This window comes from Clostridium sp. AF17-21AC (assembly GCF_003461365.1).
In the GTDB taxonomy this organism is placed as follows: Bacteria; Bacillota; Clostridia; order Lachnospirales; family Lachnospiraceae; genus Coprococcus; species Coprococcus ammoniilyticus.
In genome coordinates this window covers 104428-126395 of sequence record NZ_QTWY01000004.1, presented here as the reverse complement: position 1 = coordinate 126395, position 21968 = coordinate 104428, and the positions used below count along the sequence as shown (strand labels likewise).

The window sequence follows — 21968 nt, the reverse complement described above, 5'->3', positions numbered from 1 at the left end:
AAGAATCTTATTCTTTCATACCTACTACTTATTTCTATATTCAACTGAATACACATTCTTTTCCATTATCTGTGTATCATGTACCTATTTTCCTCTAAAAGCAAACTGTATACACTCCATACACGCCTACCATCTATACCTCATTTTACATCCATCAGAATGATCGGCGCATCCTTTAAGAACGCTCTTGCGATCGAGATTCTCTGACGTTCGCCACCGGACAACTCGGAACCGTTTTCACCGATCATGGTATCCCATTTATCCGGAAGCTTCTCGATGAAATCTGTACAGTTTGCAAGCTTTGCTGCTGCCATAACTTCTTCATCGGTCGCATCCTTTTTACCGATCCGGATGTTCTCCATAATTGTATTATTGAACAATGTAACATCCTGGAACACGATCGAATACAAGGACAATAACTGCTCCGGATCAATTTCCAGAACATTCATGCCGCCGACTGTGATCGTACCGGCATTGTTATCCCAGAATCTTGCTGCCAGTCTGGAAACCGTTGTCTTACCCCCGCCGGATGGTCCGATCAGGGCTGTGACCTCACCCTGCTTTGCCGTAAAGCTGACATCGGAGAGTACCTGCTCTCCAGCCTTATAGGAGAATGCCACATGATCAAATACGATGTCATATCCCTTATTATCCGGATTCTCTCTTCCTGTCTGTTCATCATGAGACAGGATCTCATCCATACGCTCACAGTTCTTATTGATACTGATAACGGCAGCCAGATTCTGAAGCGAGATCTGAAGCGGCTCATACATTCTGGTTACAACCAACAGAAATGCAAAGAACGTCAGTACACTGATCTTGCCATCAACCAGAAGAATACTTCCAACAAGTGCCACTGTCCCGATACCAAGCTTTAAGATCATCTGTGCGGAGCAGACAAATGCTGCATTTGCAAATTCGGATACTATCGCATGATGCTCGACATCCTTGATCTTTTTATTCAGACCCTCCATATAAGAATCAGCCATATTATTGGAACGAAGATCACGAATCGTTTCCAGACCTTCCTGTATCCCGTCCAGACATGCAAGCTTATAGGTTATCGTCTTCTCATGAACCTTACCCATAACTGTCTTTGAATAACCAACGATGGCAAATGCTACCGGCATAACCCATACAGCCGCCAGCGCCATTCTCCAGTCGAAGAAAAACAGCCCGATCACGATCAATGTTGTAGATATAAATGCGCCTACAAGCTCAGGAATCCAGTGTGAGCTTGCTGTCTCGATCAATGCACAGTCGGACATGATTGTATTTGTCAAATCTGCAAGATCCTTCTTGCCAAAGAAAGAAAGCGGAAGCTTTCTCAGCTTTTCTGCAAGCGTTCTGCGACGGACTCCACTCTCTACGTAGGTCGAATAGAAAGTCGAATTATATTGAAAACTTGTTGATATTACAATTAACAATAAAGTTACACTGATTCCAATAATAAAGAATATCAGTTTATCCTTTGGAACACGGTTCTCCAACAGGTAGGAAGCTAATTGATACAGCAGTCCTACCGGGAGCATCAGCACCAAATTGGAGATCGTAACTGCCACAAAGGCGCGAACCATAGCATTTGCACCCTTTTCGGACAAGGCATATTTGTGCTTTAATTTTTCTATCATGCTGTTTCACCTTTCCTTCCTACCTGCCAGTTGACAGATTTGTTATATTCCTTCCACATATGAGTATAGATTCCGTTCTTTTCCGACAGTTCCTCATGTGTTCCGTTCTCTGCGATCTTACCATCCTTCAGCACATAGATGCAGTCCGCATCCGTTATGGTTGACAGGCGATGCGCGATCATGATAACCGTCTTGTCCTTTGCCAGATTCTCAAACGCTTTCTGAACCAGACGCTCATTATCCGGATCGGCAAATGCTGTTGCTTCGTCTAGGATCAGGATCGGTGCATTTTTAAGAAATGCTCTTGCGATCGATAACCGCTGTGCTTCACCACCGGATACATAGATTCCCTTGGAGCCAATCATCGTATGTACCCCCGCCGGGAACTTCTCTATGATATCCATACACTGAGCAGCAGAAAGTGCCTGCATAACTTCTTCGTCAGTCGCATCCGGTCTACCCATTCTTATATTTTCCAATATGCTGATCTTTAACAGCTTGCTGTCCTGAAATACATACGATACTTCTTCCATCAGTTTCTTAGTGTCAATATTTTTAACATCCACACCACCGATCTTTATGCTGCCATCCTTTACATCCCAAAATCTTGCAACCAGAGATGCCAATGTAGTCTTACCACCACCGGATGGTCCAACGAAAGCGATATGTGCACCGGTCGGAATCTTCATGGATATATCGTCAATTGCATTTTTCTTTGCTTCGTCATAGGCAAATGTAACATGCTCCATCGTGATCGATGCATCCTTTGGTATCTCCTGCTTTTCTGTATTTACCAGAGGCTTTGCATTTAGAATATCATCCATTCTCTGTAATGCATCCTCCACCAGCATCTGGGATTCGCCTGCATAGGCAATCTTCATCAGTGTAGTTGTAAGAACCGAAGTGATCAGGATATAGAAGATCAGGTTTAATACAAATGTATTACTTACATGATTACCACCCAGAATGTAAGCAACAATGATTAGTGCTGCAAAGATTCCATTTGCTGACATTGTAAACAGCACCATCGGCTTCATCATCCCCTTGGTGTAATCAAGCGTCCATTTCTCATAATCATCGATTGCCGCTTTGAACTTCTTGAATGAGTACACCGTCTGTCCAAAGGTCTTAACAACCGGAATACCTCTTACATACTCAACTGCCTCGGAAGACATGGTCTCAAGTGCATTCTGATACTGCTTCATATCCTCTGCCATCTTTGGTCCCATCATCAATGTTCCCATCATGATAAATGCCAGAACCGCAGGAATCAGACTGGCAATTCCCAGTCTCCAGTCAAATACGAACATCACCACTAACAGTCCAACCGGCGTTGCAACGGAAACTACTTTATCCGGAAGGTTATGTGCGAGGAAAGTCTCTGTTGCTGCACTTGAATCATTTACAACCTTACGGAGCTTTCCGGTTCCTTCTTTCTCAACGTAGCCAAGCGGCAGCTTCATGATATGCTCCATCATAGTGGTTCTCATATTTGCCTGTACACGAAAGGCCGTAATATGGGAGCACATCAGCGCGACAATATAGATAACCATTGCAAGCAGAGCAAATCCAACAGCCTGCCAGCCATAGGTTTTGATATGTGTCGCATCTACGAAATCCGGCCGAACCTCAAGGATCTCTTTCATAATACGCCAGATATCATAAAATGGTATCAATGCGATCCAAGCAGAAAGGATCGCAAGAACACAGGACGCATAGGTAAAATACTTATGCCCTCCTGCTATGCCCATGAGTCTGGACAATGCACTTTGTTTCTTTTCTTTCATAGTTAACCTCCTGTTACTAAAGTTAGCATTTACTAACCTATATTTATTTTTATAGGACTGGTGCATGTTGTATTTCATGCAGCAGTCCCTATTATCAGAACTTCATTCCGATCACCGCCTGCCAGCCCGCATAGTTAAATGCTCTGACATTTGCCATAAATTCTTTTGCCTCTTCATAGCTTTTATCATGTGTGATAAGTTCATACACATACTGCCATCCGTTCCTGCAATATACATGGATAAAAAAATCATCTATCGAATGTCCTCCATCCGAAAACTGCTTCGCAAACTGTTTATAATAGTATTCTTCCTTTGCCGCAAGCCTGTCAAAATATGTCTCATATTCTGTTCCCGCCGAACAGCAGAAGATCAGTTTGAATTCTTCCTGATGTCTGTAAATATATTCCAGTACAAGATCCGTTCCTTCATCTCCGGCATCCTCCGCCCGACTGATATCTGTCGCTTCTCCTGCTTTCTTTATGCTGTCAGAATAAATCGCCATTAACTCATCTGCGGCTTCTTTTACAATCGCCGTAAATAAGCCACTCTTGTCGCCAAATCTTGTATAGATTGAATTCGTGCTGACTCCACTGTCTGCCGATATTCTCCGCAGGCTGGCATCATGGAATCCATATTGTAAGAATTCCTTTCTGGCACTATCCAATAAATTTTCTGTTACACCTTCTGATTCTTTTCTCATAAACCACACCTTGATCACTCATCGTCATTTATATGCAATATAAAATAACAGCGTTATTATAACGCTGTTATTTTATAAAAGTCAAGCTTATTTCTTTAAAATTTCTTCTCCATACAGATAAAATGTTTGTCAAACAGATCACATTCCCCGACAGTCCTAAATCCGATCTTTGCATATGTCGAGAGTGCTACCACATGGCCTTCCCGAACCAGAATATGGATTCCTTTCATGCCCCGGTTCTTCAACACATCACCGGCATAATTCATCATCTGCTTTGCGATTCCCTGTCCCTGCGTATCCTTTCTTACACAGAGTCTGGACAATTCTCCCGACGGTGCCTGATCTTCATGCCAGCAGGTCAGTGACTCCACGGCATCGTCATGGTCGATTGAGATCGTCGCAATGATCTCTCCTGCATCGTTCTTCATCACAAACAGGTCTTCATTCTTAAGGTCAAATGCGATCGTGTTCTCATCCGGGTATGTCTCGCTCCACTCACATGGTCCCCCGATCATCGCATGGTATAAAGCCAGCAGTTCATCTTTATCTTCTTCTGTTGCATTCATTATCTGCATGGTAAGTCCTCTCTTTTCTGTCTTTCTTCGTTTACTTATTCACTCTGCATCAAACAGGTCTTCCATTTCCTCTACGGCTTCATAGTATTTGTTCATCCACTCGCTCATCCGGTCAATTTGTTCTCTGTCCGCTTCCACCTGCTCAATATCCTCCGGCCATTCATCACCCTCATCTATGCCCTGTTGCAGGAGCCAGTTCTCCGCACACTCAAACCGGCACATTCTACCATCGTCACTTTCGATTGTTACCAGCACCAGAAGCGGTTCCCCGGGCATCCGCTCCTCGCAGCCATAATCTGCTTCATCTATTCTGGTCACAGACCACATGTTATGCATCTCCTTTTTCTTTTGCAACTATAAATAAATTAATATTCATTATAACACAGGTCATCTCAAAACTGAAAACAGGTTCTACCAACATTTCATTGTCGATAAAACCTGTTTAAATTTATTCTGTATTATCCTTTATATTAACAGATATTTTTACTTGTTATGTTTCCTTTTCCTGTCCAAAGTTACCACAAGGTCAATGTTGGAAACCTAACCAACCTTCTAGATCTGCTGTGTGTCATATCCTACAAGAGCCAGATAATTAAGAGCCTCTGCACACTCTGATGCAGAGAATGCAGTTTCTGCACCCATCTTCTTTGCCAGTTTGGAAAGTGTATCCATTGTATTTACTGACTGTCCGTTTACCTTAGACATGGAATCTTTTGTGATTCCCATTATTGCCTGCACCTGTGACATGGAAGATTCAAAATTGGCAGCCGTAGTAACCGATGCTGTTCTAAGAGCAGTCACCCCTGCTGTAACGGGTAATAGTTTCTGTCCGGCAGAGGAAATGTTATCTCCTATGGTCTTTAACTTTTCTCCGGCTGTGGCTATCTTCTGGACTGCCATAGCTGACTGATTTGCCTGTGTTTCAAGGTTCTTCAAATCCTGCTCCGTCTCTACGATTTCCCTTTGAAGGGCATCATACTGTTCCTGTGAGATTTCTCCATTGGCAAGTGCTGTATTTGCCTGTTCTGCTGCCATCTTTAAGGTTGCCAGTTTTTCTTTTGTTTCACCAACGGCCTCAGCAAGCAGTTTATGTTTTTGTGCCAGAAGTTCCGTATTGCCCGGATCCAGTTTCAGCAGTTTGTTAACATCCTTCAGCTTCGACTGGGTGAACTTGATCTGTCCATTCACACCTTTAAGGGCATTCTGTAATTTGGTTGTATCACCACCAATTTCTACGATAATTCCTTGTATACGGCTTGCCATGAATTCTCACCTCCTCTCTCCTAAATTTTGACATAAAAATGCTCGGATTTCTCCGAGCAAGAAAAAGCACCAACCCACTTAAGGATTGATGCTCTCAACTAAATATCAATATTCTTTTCCTTCAAACTTGATCTTACTTTATCTGCATTTGCATAGCCAAAAAACTGATTCGCATAATCTAGTAACAATGAATTCAAAAAGATAACATCTCTTTTTACTAACTGTTTAATTTTATATTGATACACCATCGCACCAGATTTTAAAAATTTATTTGTAGGTGGTTCTATCGTATCTTCACTCCCAAATCCCAAACACGCAGATAAAGTTGGGGCATGTGGCGGATATATTATCCTTGTACCTGAACCCTTTAAGTGCTGTTTATATGCAGGACTCATTGTAATTATTGCCATATTTCTTGATAAAGGAAATATACCATAATCTTGCGGTGATACCATTTGAAGCAACATAGCATCTTCAATCCGACCACTTTGCATTAGTGCGTTCATCTTTCTTACACCAATGGGCCCCATATATGCAGCCCATCCTCTATCAGTAATAATTAAATCCTCTTTACTATTGTTTGTTCTTACAAATACATTATACGAAAAAACAACATCTTTTACATAATTAAAAAGATTCATGTTCTCGCCTTTATTTACTATCCTAACCAACTCTTCCTTATTCTGACATTCTAAAATCTTATTCATGTTTTCGTAGAAATCACCACTGAATATATCCTTAAATGGGCCATTCTCAAAAATAAATCCATCTCTTTTTAAGGCCTTATACCAGAGATTATGCTCCATATTTTCATCCTTAACTCTTAAAGTCGTAATAATTAAATACTTCTTTATTGTTAATAAGTCCTCTGATGTTAAAGCAATATTGTTGTTTTCTTTAAGAATTTTGTTGTTCAATATATTAGCAAACTGAACCTCTATCTTGTGACATAAGTCTTTCTCAATATTCTCAGGATAATACCCTTTTTCGGAAAATACTGATTTGGTACTCCTGGACTCTATATTTCCTGAATTCAAATCATAATACTGGATTTTTTCGTCTTCACAAAAATGTCTCAAAATGAGTTGAGGAATAAAATGGCTATTAATCATATAATCACCTCTTTACTGATTTGAGTATAACATATTATTAATAATTATTACCATTAAAACTTGTCGAAATCTTCCTGCGTTGCTAGTTCTGCATATTTGCAATCATCGTTTCTGCTCTCTGCATACATATCATTGATAAGACCTATCGACAGCATATCAAGATCTGCCATCGATAAGCCTAACTGCACACATCGAAGCAGAAACAATGGGGTTGTCATTTCACGCTCAGTTGGGCGAACTTTTTTTAGATTCAACATCCGTTTTTACATTCAGTCCCCAGAGTTCAATCAGCTGTGGAAGAACCTGGTAAATAGAGAATCTAAAATTTTATTAAACCGACTAAAGACTCCATAGTTTGTGTGTTTGACTTACTGTTTATATCTATCTTCTCCTAAATATTTTTCTAGTCATTGCAATATAAAATTGCTTATACAGTCTCTCCCTTAAGAGTCCTGGTATTCTGGATAATATACAGAGCGACCGATATGACCATCATTATAGCGCACAAACCAATCAATAGATCTGATACCATCGGTGTAATGTGGAACCATATAATATGCACCGCTGCAGTTCCATATAATAAAGAGGTTACTATCTTTCCATGCCAGTCTGCACCATGTACTTTTCCTGTCTTTCGTATCACAAGACATCCACTGACTACCATATACAACTCTTTACCTGCCATTATTACGATTAAAAGAAGCACATGCGGAAAACGAGTAAACAGACAGATTAACATCGCTGCCTGTGTCAGCTTATCAGCCACCGGATCAAGTATTTTTCCTAAATTACTAATCCTATGGAATCTTCTTGCGATATATCCATCAGCAAGATCCGTAAGACCAGACAGCAATAAGATTTCACCAGCTAACAGAGGATTTTTCTTTACACAATAACTCCATATAATTACCGGAATCAGACAAAGCCGAAAAAAGAAAGAAGATTAGGAACCGTAATAATTCTATTCAAATTTTCTTCCTGATTCACTTCACTCTGCATGTACGGTCACCTCACTTTCCTTTTTTTTAGACATAAACCAATAAAATATAACACAAAATGCTAAAGCAAACACAACACCAAAAACATTTTGAATCACTCTAAGACTAACCGCTCCTTGTAGTCCATAAGTCTCTGCAGCAATGGCTAAGGCACCAAATGTGTTAAATACTGCCTGCCAGCCATATTGTGCTGAAAATCCTACACCGATTCCACCAAGAATTCCTATATATGCATAGATTGACGAAGGAAGCAGAAAATATAATACTGTAAAACATATAACACCTGCAATATTTCCGACAATCCTTTTACGGACTCTGTAGTGCATATCTTCCATAAACGGCAAAATCACGGACATGGCCGCAATACCAGCCCACATTGCACGTGGCATATTACAAAATTCTGCAATGCAAAGGACAATCGGTACGCATAAAATCTGACATATCTGCCATTTTGTTCTGGAAGAAGTGATATCAAATTCTTGTATCAGATCTTTCAGATTTCTTTTATAAGTTCTGTTTTTATGATTTCGATAAAATACGAAGCAGGTAAGTGCTGCACCTAAAGCCATTCCGACTAATCGCATCTGATAGCTTTTTCCCGTAACATCATAACCATATAGCAGCAGATACCCAAGAACCAATGTAGATTGATTAAACATGAGTGGATTATGGCATCCGAACAGAATCAACACAGCCAGTGCCGCAATATTTAACAGCATTCCCAATACCGGTGAAAACTGATTTGCTAAATGCGGACATACAGTCATAATTACAAAGAACAAAGCCAAAAGCATCGTAGATTGTCCGGTGTGGATCCCCAAATCCGCATTTCTAAACACCATGAGACATAATAAGACTACTACACCTACAATGCTGTTCTCATTTCCAAATAGGGTGCTGAAAATACTAACAAAGAAAAAACAAAATGCCATTGTAACAGCTATCTTCACCAGATATACCCACATATGATATAATTTTTCTTTTAGTGTTTCACTCTTTTTCAACAGTTTTTTAGAACCTGCCTGATTTAACTGCAACTCCTGATAAAATGTCATATAAATCCTCCTATCTTCTAATTTATCTTAAAACTATATAATCTCATCTTTCTGCTTTGGCAGCTCTATAACAAATCTGCATCCACCATATTCACGATTTTCTGCTTTGATTGTTCCTCCGGCACTATCTACAATCCGTTTTACAAGTGCGAGACCTAGGCCATTTCCTTCTGCTTTATGAGATCCATCTACCTGATAGAACTTGTCAAATATTCTGGATTTTACATCATCCTCTATTCCTGGTCCTTCATCTTCCAAAATGAACTTAACAGAATCCTGTTCTTGTTTCAGAAACATCGTAATTGTCCCCTTTGAAGGGCTGAACTTAATCGCATTATCCAAAAGATTTATCCAGATATGCATAAAAAGTCCTTCATTCCCAGTATATTTAACTTCCTCCAATTCTACCTGAAAACCAATTTCTTTTTCTGTCCATTTTGTTTCCAATGAAAGAAATGCCTGGCGGATCTGTTCATCCAGACGATATTCTGTTTTTTTCATTGGTATATTCTGATTCTCTAACTTGGATAACAGCAAAATATTACCAACCAATCCGGAAAGCCTTTGGGTGTTAAATAAGATTTTTTCTACATATTCCTCTTGATCCGGAGACAGTTCTTCTCCCTGAAGCAGCATTGTATATCCTTCAATGGCATTAATCGGGGTCTTAAACTCATGAGAAACATTAGATACAAAATCCATCTGCAGCACCTCTGTTGCACGAAGTTCTTTTGTCATAACGTTAAAACTTTGATAAGATTCTCCAACTTCTGCTATACGGCTGTTCGTTTCCAAATGCTGTTCAAAATCTCCCTGAGAAACTTCCTTCATTGCTTTACTAAGTCTGGTAATTGGTTCCAGTAACTTTGCATTGATAAAGGAAGTGATCAGCCCTGCAATCAATGTATTGAAAATCAAAAGCCAGCCAAGCACAGGTATGCTGCCCGGCAGATTAAAAAAATGATTCAAAAAAGCAAATAATAAAGCAGATATGACTGTTGAAAATACAAGTGCCAGCCAGATTGCACCAGTCAGACAGGATCGGATCCGCAATCCTTTTTTTTTCTTTTGTTCCATTATTTTTTCACCACCTTGTATCCAATTCCACGCATTGTTACGATTTCAAAATCCGGGTTATCTTTAAAACGCTCTCTGAGTCTTCCTATATGTACCTCTATTGTATGTGGGTCTGCCCCCGTCTCGTACCCCCATACTTCATCCATCAACTGTTGTTTTGTAAATGTTCTGCCTGGCGAAGCTGCAAGCTTATATAAAAGCAGGAATTGTTTTTTAGGTAAAACAAGACTTTCCTTATCAGTTGTAACCGTCATTGCATCATAATCAAACTCTGTTGAACCGATCACAATTTTGTGTTCATTCAATATCTGTGCACGGCGAAGCAGTGCTCCGACTCTTAAAACCATTTCATTCACATTTACCGGTTTTACCATATAATCATCACTTCCCGAAAAAAATCCCTGACGCATATCATCAAAGGAACCTTTCGCAGTGATCATAAGCACTGGTATCTGATATCCTGCTGAACGAAGTTCTGACACCAGTTCATAGCCATCCATAACCGGCATCATAATATCAGAAATGATCAGATCAATATATTCCTTATCCAATACTTCTAATGCCTGTGCTCCATCCGATGCACTTTTGACTTGATATCCATTCTTCTCAAGCACTTTTTGGAATAGCTGGCTTAATTCTTTATCATCTTCTACAATCAATATTTGAAACACGTTTTCCTTCCTCCTTATTAAAACAGATACCTTGCCCATCCAAGCAGATGCTGTACCAAAAATATTTTTCTCTGACGTTTCTTTGTTAATTCGATTGGCTCTACATGATATGGATCATTATAAGTTCCACCTTCTAATATCTGGCGGGACACCTTTTCATATTCCATCATGCCCTCTTCCAACTGTTTATTAATATCTTTACTGCGTATTACAAGCATCAGTTCCGTATCCAGATATACACTTCTCATGTCCATATTAAAGGAACCGATTACAGACAGATCATCGTCAATCAGAATACTTTTTCCGTGATATGAATAACCGCCTTCATATTCCCAGATATTAATTCCTGTACTTAAGATTCTATTTCTGTTTTTCGCATAATCGGCAGACCCAAATGGATTCCTATTATTCGCAACTGAATTTGTCATGATAGAAAAATCTGAAACGTTCTCTGCAATCTCCTCCCATGTATTATACATCATATCATTACAGATAATATATGGCGTGTGGATCTTCACACGATTTTTTGCATTTTTCATCAATTCTCCCAACTGATACCACACTACTGGTTCTTTGGAACCTGTGTGAATAGGATTTGACACTAATGTAATCTTTTCTGTCTCAAAAGTTTCGTCCGTATAATCGGTCTCGCAGATTCTTTCCTTATTCTCCTCAAAATATTTCTGATAGCTGTTCTGCAGCTCTAAAACTGCGTTCTTTACAGATTTTCTATTTGCCAGTTTTTTATTGTTATGAAAATAACCACTGTCTTCCTGATTCCATATGGTTTCAAAATACTCTGACAACTGGTTAACTGAATTTTCTTTCTCAGGTTCATCGCAAACCACTAACACGTCTCTGTCATAGTTCTTATGTCCCGGGAAATCACCCAGGAAATAATTGTGTATATTTCTTCCCCCAAGAATATATCTCTTTCCATCTGCAATCAAATATTTATCATGCATTCTACCCATCATTTTCCACGGTTTCAATGGATTGGCCTTATTATACAGTTTAATTTCAACATTCTCATGGGAAGATAATCCATAGAAATACGGATTTCCTTCCATATCAATCCAGCTCTCCATTCCATCTACTAACAGACGAATATGTACACCTCTGTCTGCCGCATCATGCAGTGCTCCTAAAATCAATTTTCCACTTTCATCGGATTGAAATGCAAAAGTAGAAAGAATAATTTCCTTTTTTGCATTCTTGATCAAACGCACTCTTTGTAAAAGCGCTTCTGGATTCTTTTCTATGATTACTGCCCGTTCTGTATTTTCACTGCATTCGTTCCATGACCCATTTTTTGTTTCTTTTTTGGTTGTATTGGACACTTCCGGCTGCTTTTTATATGCAACGCAGATTCCGAGCAATTCATAAAAAGCCACACATAAAAAAATTGCCAGTATAACAAGAAGGATTTTACATATTTTATGCTTTATCATTGTACATCACCTGATTCCTTTTTATTCCATACTTATACAATACAAAGTCAATCTCAATTTAACCTCAACAAAATTTATTTTTCATGCGTCATTTCATCTGTTATGATTAGATATGGAGTCATAAACCAACAATATTTTTCAGCTTTATTTATCATACTGATACAAACTTCTTCTCCTACTTGTATAAACTTCAGGATAAAGTTCCCGAAGGTTAATTTTCTTCATTATGTACCTCCATTTCGATTCACGGGTGATTGACGGGTGAATCGAATGGAGGCGGAGACCGACACCGGCAGGCAACCGGGTCACCTCCGAAAAAATGGCAACAAAAAACGCCAGATTTCCGTGAGGGAAAACTGGCGCGCCAAGAACAGCCATTATTATACTGAATTACATGGAACGATAATGCCGATGCAATGTTATACTTGTCCGGAGGAGGAGGGCGGCAGAAATGTTTGGTTTCAACCACCGCGACATCTCAAGCGCAAATCATCGCTGTTAAATAGCAACGGTTTTGTGTTTGGCTCTTTGATAACTGTTGTATTCAATTCATTTACATTTATCAGCGTTGTCTGTTTACACTTCGGACAGTAAAGAGGATAATTTATCAAAACCGTATCTTTCCGTATTTGATCACGAGTTTTTCCTCCACATACGGGGCATATTAACCAACTGCTGTTCATCATCAAATTTTCAACTCCAAAATAAAGTTTATAATCTGATTGAACCCATAATCTAAAAACTTGCTTTCAGAGATAGAAAATTGCTTTGATATGAATTGTCCTTTCATTTGTGCAAGGGTAAGGAACGAAGTAATGCTTGACCAAAAAATGTAAACTGTCAACATCGGAATTATGTCTTGCCGTACAACGCCTTTTCCTTGTCCATTTTCAATAAATGTAGCAAGTGTGGTATTGATTTCCTTTCCAAATAACAAAAAATGATTAGGGCAATCCGAAACTCAATCGTCTATTTTTCATAGAGAACACTGGCCGTCCTCATAGCGTTATTCTATTTTCATCATGCGGTAGCCCACACCAATATGTGTTTGAATATATTGTGGAGACTCCTCTGTTGGCTCCAGTTTTTTTCGCAATGTTGCCATAAATACCCGCAGCGAAGCCACATCGTTATCCCAACTGCGGCCCCAGATATTTTGTGTGATAAAGGTATGGGTCAGTACCTTGCCGACATTCTTGGACAGCAGACACAACAGCTTATACTCAATGGGTGTCAGGTGAAGTTCGTTTTCATCCAGATAAGCGCATCCCCCGGCATAATCCACTTTCAACTTACCATTCACAAATACAGAACTGGCAGTAAACATCTCTGCCGTCATCAGAGAGAGTCTTCGCTGCGTCACCCGAAGTCGTGCCAGCAGTTCTTCTACCGAAAAGGGCTTTGTCAAATAATCGTCCGCTCCGGCATCCAGCGCCTTGATTTTATCGTTATCCTCGCTTCGGGCGCTGATTACAATAATCGGAACATTGGACCAAGAGCGAACCGTTTGAATGACTTGAATGCCATCCATATCCGGCAAGCCCAAATCCAGTAAGATGATTTCAGGATTGTGCGATGTGGCCTCCATAATGGCTGCCGAGCCATTAGGTGCTACCACATAACGATAATCATTTGTTTTTAAAGTGGTCGTAATGAGATTTCGTACAGACGGGTCATCCTCAACCACTAATATCAAAGGTTTATTCATGAAGTTCTACCTCCTCTGCAGGTAATGTAAATTTAAAAACAGTGCCATTTGGCTGATTGTCTGATACGGAAATCGTGCCGCCGTGGGCGGTCACAATGGACTTACAGAGGGACAGCCCCAATCCAAGGCTTCTGCGGCTGTCGACCACTTTATTGGCCCCACTATAAAACATATCGAAAATACGGGGTTTCTGCTCATCGGGAATCCCAGGGCCGTTGTCGGAAACGGAAACCGTGACCCATTGCTCTTTTTGATCGGTGTGTATTTCAATTACTGAACCGACAGGGGTATATTTGATGGCGTTGTCAACCAAATTGATAATCACCTGAACGATCAGCTTCGCGTCAATGTGGGCAAGGATAAAGTCTTTACCGCTGGTCACACGAATGGTGTGTTCTTTACTTTTTCTGTTGATGTGCTTCAGTGCTTCAGAAACGACCTCATCCATGAGTTCGATACTCCGAGTTAGATTGACCTGTCCGCCCTCAATTCGTGTGACTGCTAACAAATTTTCAACCAGATTGATTAGCCACATGGAATCGTCATAAATATCAGTAAAGGTCTGCTCCCGTAGTGCATCGTCCATTTTTTTATAATTTGCAAGCAAATTGTCTGCGCTGCCGGAAATCGCTGTCAACGGCGTCCGAAGATCATGGGAGATTGCCCGCAGCAGGTTGGCACGAAGTTGTTCATTTTGTGCCAGGACAGCCGCTTCCTCCTTCTCCTTGGCATTTTTGATGTTTTCCAGTGCCAATGCGCACTCGCCAAGAATGGAAAGAAGCACGCTATTTTCAAAAGAGTCCAATGGAGTACCGTTCACAGCAATACCAGCTACTCCATATACATTCTGGTTAACCCGAATCGCAAGGTATAAACACTTTGCACTGGATAATGTATCTGTTGTGGCACCGGCGTGTTTATTGTTTCGGAAGGCCCAATCGGCGACTGCTTTCTCGTTCTCAGAAATTAAATCTTCCTGAATGCTATTAACAGCACGAAAAACGTTAGGGGTGGCAAGTTCTTTACCATCAGACAGGTAGACGACAATATCTTTTTTCAGCAGCTTCATGAGCTGCCCTGCCGTAGCGGTGATTACCGCATTCTCATCCTGCTCTTTTTGCAGAAGCTGGTTGGTTTCAAAAAGAATCTTTGTACGGTAAGCTGTATGGGCAGATTGTTTCGCATTTTCTTTCAGCCGGGTAGCGAGAGATCCAGAAAGCAGTGTTACTATAAACATAATGGTAAAGGTAATAATATAGTTCGGATCGTCAAAATGGAATGTCAGTCTCGGAGTGGTAAAAAAGAAATTGAAAACCAGCACACTGACAACCGAGGTCAGAATCCCGCACAGTCGGTTGGTTGTGATTACAGCGGTCACAAGTACGCCTAATATATAAACTGCGATAATATTACTCTCCGTGAACCCAAGAGCGTCAAAGCCACAGCCAATTAGTGTAGCTACCAGCAATACAGCTATACTCTTCAGAACATCACGCAGGGGCATCGCATCTACCTGCGCCTTACTCTTTTTTTCCTGATAGCTGGTTCCTGTGCTGGCATCCGGTATCACATGAATATCCAGATTAGGTACGCTGGAAATCAGGCGTTCCGTCAAGGTGGGCTTGCTGAAAATATTCTTTCGTGCAATGGTACTTCGTCCAATTACGATTTTTGAGATGCCGGAAAGACGGGCAAATTCCGCAATCTGATAAGGCACGTCATCGCCATAACTTGTCTCAATCGCAGCGCCAAGTTGCTGGGCCAGACGCTTATTATCCTGCAAACGCTTTTTATCATCGTCACTCATCGCCGCTGTATTTGACGTTTCCACATAAAGAGCGGTAAATGTTCCCCGAAAGGCTCTTGCCATCCTTGCAGCAGTCCGAATAATTTTTGCGTTGGATGGCGACGAGGAAAGACATGCCAGAATGCGCTCGTCTGTATGGTAATCGCCTCGGCTCTGTACTCTGGCGCTTTCCGTCAGCAAGTTCACCCGGTCAGCGCACCGACGGAGGGCGATTTCCCGCAATGCGGTGAGATTTTCCAGCGTGAAAAAATTAACTGTTGCCCGCTGCGCCTGATCTTCCCGGTACACATTTCCACTTGCCAGTCGTTCCAGCAACTCCGCAGGCTCAATATCCACCAGTTCTACCTGATCTGCTTGATCAAAGGTGGAATCCGGAATGCGCTCCCGCACAAGAATTCCGGTGATAGAGGCTACTGTATCGTTGAGACTCTCAATATGTTGGACATTTACAGTCGTATAGACATCAATTCCAGTATTTAGCAGTTCCTGAACATCCTGATACCGCTTCGTGTGCCGACTGCTTTCGGCGTTGGTATGGGCCAACTCATCCACCAGTATGAGCTGGGGATTTCGCTTGAGCGCAGCATCAATATCAAATTCACGAAGGGTCATTCCTTCGTAAGCAACTTGTTTCACCGGAAGCTGCTCCAAGCCGTCCAGAAGTGCCATCGTCTGGGGTCGGGCATGGGGTTCTATGTATCCAGCAACCACATCGATGCCACGCTCCTTAGCCTGATGAGCCGCCTGAAGCATGGCATAGGTCTTTCCGACACCTGCGGCATAACCGAAAAAGATTTTGAGTTTTCCGCTTTTCTTAGTGGATGCATCGTTACGGATCGCACGAAGAAACTGATCCGGATCTTGTCTTGGCAGTTCCATTTTAACCCTCCTATCTGTCACTCAAGTAAAAGCGATTCCATTTTTCAATATTATAACACACAACGTCAAAACCTACATCTGCGACTGATCCACGGCAAATTTGTTCAGGCATCCAATGAAAAAATCGACAACAGGTGATTTTTTGGAATCCCTCCATAGTGCTATTTGTGTGATTTGATTCTGGGTAATCGGCTCAAAATTGTTTTCCAGAAAAACATCCAGTTTATTCATCAGAAAATACCCAAAAATAAATATGGCTGATGTACTTACAAGTAAAATAACATCCTGCATGGATTCACCCCCCAATTCCTTTGATTTTTCTTAAAATCAAGTATGAAAGCACTTTTGCAAATTTCTGTTACTTCCCAACGCCAACATGGTATCTCCTGCTTTCAGCACTGTGTCTGAAGAAATAGATAACTCCAGCTTGCCGCTTTTCTTGATTCCCATAATGTTAATATTGAATTTTTTACGAATATCAAGCTCTCCAATCGAATGATCCGCCCAATCTTTTGGAATGGGAATCTCAAACATGGCATGATTTTCATCCAGTTCTATGTAATCGAGAATGTGATCCGCACTGTAACGGATTGCTGTCCACTTTGCGAGCTGTTTTTCCGGGTAGACCACTTCATTTGCACCGTTACGCAGCAAAAATTTTTCCTGAACATCAGTTGCAGCTCTGGAAACTACAAACCTCGCTCCCAATTCACTGAGCAGAGAAGTTGTTTCCAATGAACTTTGAAAGTTGTTGCCGATGGCCACAATGCATACATCATAGTTGCGAACACCGAGAGATTCCAAGAAATCGGCATTCGTACTGTCTCCAATCTGTGCATTGGTAACAAGAGGCAGAACAGCCTCTACACGTTCCTCCGAAGTATCTACCGCCATCACTTGATGACCCAAATGATTTAAATGCAGGGCAATATGCTTTCCAAATCGCCCCAGACCAATTAGAAGAATTGATTTCATAATGTCTCCTTTATCCTACTGTTATTTTTTCCTTTGGTAGTTTTGAAACTTTCTTTTGTGCACTGGACAAGGCCGCAAAAATTAATGTAAGGCCACCGACTCGTCCAAAAAACATCAGCAGAATCAAAACACTCCGTGAGAGCAGATTCAGTTCCGGCGTAATTCCCAGGGACAGGCCGACTGTGCCAACAGCTGAGGCAGTTTCAAAAAGGCAGGTAAGCATGGGAAGTCCTTCGGAAACGCTGATGATAAGGCCACCGGTACAACATAGCGTGATATACATAAGCGAAATTGTCGCTGCATTTTTTACGACATCATCATCAATGCGACGTCCAAAGAGGTTGGCATTTTCTCTGCGCCGAAAGGTAGAAATCGCAGTAGTAAGCAAAACAGCAATGGTTGTTGTTTTCAAACCGCCTGCGGTAGACCCGGGACTACCGCCGATCAGCATCAGCGCAATGGTGATAAATTGTCCCGCCTCACTCAAATCAGTTAATTCCACCGTATTAAAGCCAGCTGTTCGTGGTGTTACAGCTTGAAAAAGAGAAGATAAAAGCCGTTCCTTTCGGGTAAGATCAGCAAACTCAAAAAAATAAAAGTACATTGCCGGAACGATCAATAAAACCGCTGTGGTACAAAGAATCACCTTACTCTGCATCCGATATTTGTGCAAATGCAATCGATTTGTCCGAATATCATCCCAAGTCAGAAAGCCAATGCCTCCAAACACAATTAAGAACATAATAGTAAAGTTTATGACTGGATTTGCTGCATAGCTGGTCAGGGAGGAAAAGGGAGTGCGCACACCCAATAGATCAAAGCCTGCGTTACAAAAAGCGGACACGGAATGAAACAGTGCCATCCAAAGTCCCTTTTTCCCGAAATCACGGCAAAACACCGGCGCCATCACGGCTGCACACAGCAGTTCCATCACCAGTGTCACCCTGACGATAAAGCCAGTCAAGCGAACGATTCCCCCTACCTTTGGCGCTGAAATCGCCTCCTGCATGGTACAGCGCTGCATCAAAGAAATCTTCCGACCGGAAATCATTGCAAAAGATGCGGCTATGGTAATAACCCCCATGCCTCCAATCTGAATCAGCAGTAAAATGACAAACTGGCCGAAGGCCGACCAGTATGTTGCCGTATCATGTATAATGAGTCCGGTTACACAAACTGCTGAGGTAGAAGTAAACAATGCATCCGAGAAAGGCGTTGCCAGTCCGCTTCGGCTGGAAAACGGCAACATTAAAAGGAAGGTGCCGAAAAGGATCACACCAGAAAACCCGAGGATGATAATTTGAAACGAAGTCAACTTCCTTTTTAACAACACTACTCCCATAACTGCAATCCTCCTTTATACCCCTTTATGTGCCCTTAATTATAAATCAAAGGGAGTAAAGAAAGTAAAAGAGAATGCGTATCTGTATTAAGACCGTCTAAAGATGCAGGACTTATTCTTTTTTATCACGAGCTTGTGCCAGAAATTCAATCAGCCGTTTCCTTGGCAGAATCCCGCATAGAGCATTCCGGCCATCAACGATGGGGACAAAATTCTGATTCAGCATTGAAGTTACAACCTGCTCGGAATCTGCATCTATTTGTAACGCAGGGCAAAAATCTCTGCGAACAATGCTGCCAAGTCGGTATCCCTCCTGTACTTTCAAGTCTGTTGTCTGGCAAACAAGAAGGTGACGGAGGAAATCTCCCTCCGTCACGCTTCCAATATACTGTTCCTGATCATTCAGTACCGGGACAGCGGTATAGCCATGTACCATAAACCGTTCCAATCCCTGACGAATCGTATCCCTTGTCCTGCTTGATTTGATATTGTAGGGAAGTAAGATGTTCCGCTGTACTTCCGTATTCGCCACGCTGAAAGCCTTTGAATCCTCGCTCCGTCATATAATTAAACAATTCGTCTTGCAGTATGCTGTACGAAGCTCGAAACATAGTTTTTCCGTTCTTTCTGAAAAGCGGATTGCCTTTTTCATCGGGCAGCGGAATATCCGATTTCCATTTCTCTGAATGGCTAATTTGATGAACAACTTCCTTAACTGTTCCTCGCAGTTTTTCATCTTTGCAACGCTTGCTCCATAGGATTTCTTTCTCCACCACAGGCAGAACCATAGCGTGAAGATGATAGTGGTAAACCTCTTTTCCGAGTTCCTCGGTTGCCGCAATATTGATTTCATCAGCGTGCATAACAGCCGATATGACATTATCAGCGCCGAATTTTTCCTCAATGAAACGGAACGCTTCTTCATAAAACTGCTTTGCATATTCGTAGCCAGCTACATATTCATTCTTGTTAAAATCCTAAATGTGCGATAAATGTTCCAACCACATAACCTAAACCATATATTATCAGTACAATTATTCCAACAACCATTATTCTCCTTATCAATTTTTGAACATTAGTTCCTCGATTCATCCAGTCTTTTATTGCATTTTCATTCAGTTTCATAATAGCAACCTCCTAATCAAATTTGTGATTAAAAGGTATCATTCAAGGCTCAAACAAACCATAAATTTATAGTTGCACTTGTGTAAACTTAAGGTTGCACCCGCCATTTTAGGTCATTTCGTCAGATATCCAATAAATTTTCCTATTTCATATCCGCCAAGATATATAACACTTATAATAAGGGCAACCAATGCGCAAATGATTAAAATATACAGCAGCATAAATAAGATCTTTTGCTTTTTAGATAAATTGGATAAAAAATTATTCCACACTAGTAAGATATTTTTTGTCTTATATTTCTCTAATGTCTTTTCGTCATTATCCTCTTTTTCAATTCCTCTCATCAGATAATCTAATGAGACATCAAAATAATCACTCATAAACAGTAGCCTGGTCATTTCAGGATATGCTTTATCATTTTCCCATTTGGAAATCGACTGTCTGGAGACATCCAAAACCTCTGCAAGCTCTTCTTGAGATAAATTCTTTTTATTTCGCAATTCATATAGTCGTTCCCCAAAAGTCATACTTCTTCCTCCAAATCATTGTAAATTAACAAAATCTGTATTTCTATTTCTTCTCATTCAAAAATTCTTTTCTTACTCTTTGAGGTTTTTACATATCCAATCCAAGCTGGTCCATCATAAGAATATCCAGTTTTAAGTTCAATATACATTAAATCACCAATCAATATTAACGCCTCCAATTTTTGTTTCGCAATTTTATGAATTGCGATTCATCGAATTTTTTATTAGGTCTTCGAATCATTTTTTTTTCGAATTACCCATTCATAAAATTTTTCATCACTGCCATCATATTTTGATTTTTGTATAGCCATAGATATTTGAGCAATATCACTATCAAGGTCATTTATGTCTGAAACCACTTTTCGTCTACAATATTGCACCTTAAACATATCCATTCCAGGTGAAATTATCATTGGTTTTATCTCTAATAAGTCATATAACTCTTGATAGTCGTTTTTCATGCAATCTAAAATTGTTTCAAACTGTTGGATTCTTTTTTCGATGTGAAATATAAACGAAGCCAGCTTCTCAACAGTATAGCCAACTATCTCTTTAATAATCACAGGATTAATTTGAGGTACTATTTTCACAAATTCTTTTAGTTCTTCAGGAATTCTTCTCGTTGCAGCCTCATCTCCAGCAACCAATATAGATTGTGGATTATGAAAAGTCCAATTTCTAATATTGAGAAATTCATTCAACAAAGCTTTTTTATCTTCATCCAGCTCATTTTTTAAATATCCACTTTTAAATAATAGGCTTCTAAGATTCATATATGAAAACGAGCTATTTTGATGATCTGCAATAAATTTTAATAATTCATGTTGCCGATGTAATATCTTATCATATACGTCTTCATATTCTTTGGCTGGAATTATATCTTCTTTCGAATTAACCAGAAGTTCTATTGCCTCCTGATAATATTCTTTATACTTTTCAAGATTAACTTCTACCGGTGCAATTAAAGAATTTAATGCCGAGCAAGCATGTTCCACATCATTAATTGAATACTGCTTGTACCGTTTATTATCTTTTGACATAACCCATTCTCCATTTATATATTTTGGCTATTACATATCTACTCAGTATGCTTAACTGCCTCTCGCAGAATAAGATCAATATTTATCATACACAATTCCAATTTTTCCTAACATATACAAATTCTCATATTTATATACTTTGCATTGATTATATCAAATATAAAATTATACAACAATACCCGTAAACGAGAGGCTAAAAAAGAGGCTACCTTTTACACTTTATAGTCAACCGCTATTATTGTATC

At 40.3% G+C, this 21968-nt stretch carries 21 protein-coding genes and 2 pseudogenes; all 23 read right to left on the bottom strand.

What is annotated here, in order from left to right:
* Positions 1–140: 140 nt before the first annotated feature.
* The gene (locus DWW85_RS07425; protein ID WP_117808212.1) at positions 141–1631 is read right to left on the bottom strand and encodes an ABC transporter ATP-binding protein; all 1491 of its coding nucleotides are present in this window, start codon (positions 1629–1631) and stop codon (positions 141–143) included.
* Positions 1628–3418 (bottom strand): ABC transporter ATP-binding protein, encoded by a 1791-nt coding sequence (locus DWW85_RS07420; RefSeq protein ID WP_117808211.1) that lies wholly within the window; start codon positions 3416–3418, stop codon positions 1628–1630. The genes DWW85_RS07425 and DWW85_RS07420 overlap by 4 nt, the downstream gene beginning before the upstream one ends.
* A 94-nt stretch (positions 3419–3512) precedes the next feature.
* Positions 3513–4118, bottom strand: a complete 606-nt coding sequence (locus tag DWW85_RS07415; RefSeq protein WP_117808210.1) for a TetR/AcrR family transcriptional regulator — start codon at positions 4116–4118, stop codon at positions 3513–3515.
* A gap of 95 nt (positions 4119–4213) precedes the next feature.
* On the bottom strand, positions 4214–4693 hold the full coding sequence (locus tag DWW85_RS07410) for a GNAT family N-acetyltransferase (protein WP_117808209.1): 480 nt from the start codon (positions 4691–4693) through the stop codon (positions 4214–4216).
* A gap of 39 nt (positions 4694–4732) precedes the next feature.
* Complete coding sequence (locus DWW85_RS07405) at positions 4733–5020, bottom strand: hypothetical protein (protein ID WP_021943411.1); 288 nt, start codon at positions 5018–5020, stop codon at positions 4733–4735.
* Positions 5021–5245: 225 nt separating this feature from the next.
* Positions 5246–5956 carry a phage tail tape measure protein gene (locus DWW85_RS07400; protein ID WP_347465163.1) on the bottom strand — a complete coding sequence of 237 codons (711 nt, stop codon included), beginning with the start codon at positions 5954–5956 and terminating at the stop codon, positions 5246–5248.
* A 98-nt stretch (positions 5957–6054) separates the two neighbouring features.
* Entirely contained in the window at positions 6055–7068 is a 1014-nt protein-coding gene (locus tag DWW85_RS07395; protein WP_117808208.1) for a DUF4238 domain-containing protein, read from the bottom strand.
* A 53-nt stretch (positions 7069–7121) separates the two neighbouring features.
* Positions 7122–7325 (bottom strand): hypothetical protein, encoded by a 204-nt coding sequence (locus DWW85_RS12715; protein ID WP_008402119.1) that lies wholly within the window; start codon positions 7323–7325, stop codon positions 7122–7124.
* A gap of 170 nt (positions 7326–7495) precedes the next feature.
* Positions 7496–8067 (bottom strand): annotated as a pseudogene (locus DWW85_RS07390) (CDP-alcohol phosphatidyltransferase family protein).
* The gene (locus tag DWW85_RS07385) at positions 8057–9121 is read right to left on the bottom strand and encodes an FUSC family protein (protein ID WP_117808207.1); all 1065 of its coding nucleotides are present in this window, start codon (positions 9119–9121) and stop codon (positions 8057–8059) included. The pseudogene DWW85_RS07390 and the gene DWW85_RS07385 overlap by 11 nt, the downstream one beginning before the upstream one ends.
* 33 nt (positions 9122–9154) lie before the next feature.
* On the bottom strand, positions 9155–10198 hold the full coding sequence (locus DWW85_RS07380; protein ID WP_005421561.1) for a HAMP domain-containing sensor histidine kinase: 1044 nt from the start codon (positions 10196–10198) through the stop codon (positions 9155–9157).
* Complete coding sequence (locus tag DWW85_RS07375) at positions 10198–10908, bottom strand: response regulator transcription factor (RefSeq protein ID WP_117808206.1); 711 nt, start codon at positions 10906–10908, stop codon at positions 10198–10200. Before DWW85_RS07375 ends, DWW85_RS07380 begins: the two co-directional genes overlap by 1 nt.
* On the bottom strand, positions 10887–12320 hold the full coding sequence (locus DWW85_RS07370; RefSeq protein ID WP_117808205.1) for a phospholipase D family protein: 1434 nt from the start codon (positions 12318–12320) through the stop codon (positions 10887–10889). The genes DWW85_RS07375 and DWW85_RS07370 overlap by 22 nt, the downstream gene beginning before the upstream one ends.
* Positions 12321–12781: 461 nt before the next feature.
* The gene (locus DWW85_RS07360; protein ID WP_117808204.1) at positions 12782–13006 is read right to left on the bottom strand and encodes a cysteine-rich KTR domain-containing protein; all 225 of its coding nucleotides are present in this window, start codon (positions 13004–13006) and stop codon (positions 12782–12784) included.
* A gap of 320 nt (positions 13007–13326) precedes the next feature.
* On the bottom strand, positions 13327–14028 hold the full coding sequence (locus DWW85_RS07355) for a response regulator transcription factor (RefSeq protein WP_008402109.1): 702 nt from the start codon (positions 14026–14028) through the stop codon (positions 13327–13329).
* Complete coding sequence (locus tag DWW85_RS07350; protein ID WP_117808203.1) at positions 14021–16714, bottom strand: sensor histidine kinase KdpD; 2694 nt, start codon at positions 16712–16714, stop codon at positions 14021–14023. Before DWW85_RS07350 ends, DWW85_RS07355 begins: the two co-directional genes overlap by 8 nt.
* 327 nt (positions 16715–17041) lie before the next feature.
* Positions 17042–17689: a TrkA family potassium uptake protein gene (locus tag DWW85_RS07340; RefSeq protein ID WP_117785753.1), complete on the bottom strand. Its 648-nt coding sequence runs from the start codon at positions 17687–17689 to the stop codon at positions 17042–17044.
* A 10-nt stretch (positions 17690–17699) separates the two neighbouring features.
* Positions 17700–19031, bottom strand: a complete 1332-nt coding sequence (locus DWW85_RS07335; RefSeq protein WP_117808202.1) for a potassium transporter TrkG — start codon at positions 19029–19031, stop codon at positions 17700–17702.
* A 112-nt stretch (positions 19032–19143) separates the two neighbouring features.
* Entirely contained in the window at positions 19144–19467 is a 324-nt protein-coding gene (locus tag DWW85_RS07330; RefSeq protein ID WP_117808201.1) for a CBS domain-containing protein, read from the bottom strand.
* Positions 19430–19972, bottom strand: a pseudogene (locus DWW85_RS07325) (plasmid recombination protein); the annotation flags it as partial. The pseudogene DWW85_RS07325 and the gene DWW85_RS07330, both read right to left, overlap by 38 nt.
* A gap of 28 nt (positions 19973–20000) precedes the next feature.
* Positions 20001–20156, bottom strand: a complete 156-nt coding sequence (locus DWW85_RS12710) for a hypothetical protein (RefSeq protein WP_181986534.1) — start codon at positions 20154–20156, stop codon at positions 20001–20003.
* Positions 20157–20269: 113 nt separating this feature from the next.
* Positions 20270–20683 carry a helix-turn-helix domain-containing protein gene (locus tag DWW85_RS07320; RefSeq protein WP_117808200.1) on the bottom strand — a complete coding sequence of 138 codons (414 nt, stop codon included), beginning with the start codon at positions 20681–20683 and terminating at the stop codon, positions 20270–20272.
* A 224-nt stretch (positions 20684–20907) separates the two neighbouring features.
* Positions 20908–21723, bottom strand: coding sequence for a hypothetical protein (locus DWW85_RS07310; protein WP_117808199.1), 816 nt, complete (start codon positions 21721–21723; stop codon positions 20908–20910).
* Positions 21724–21968: the final 245 nt, after the last annotated feature.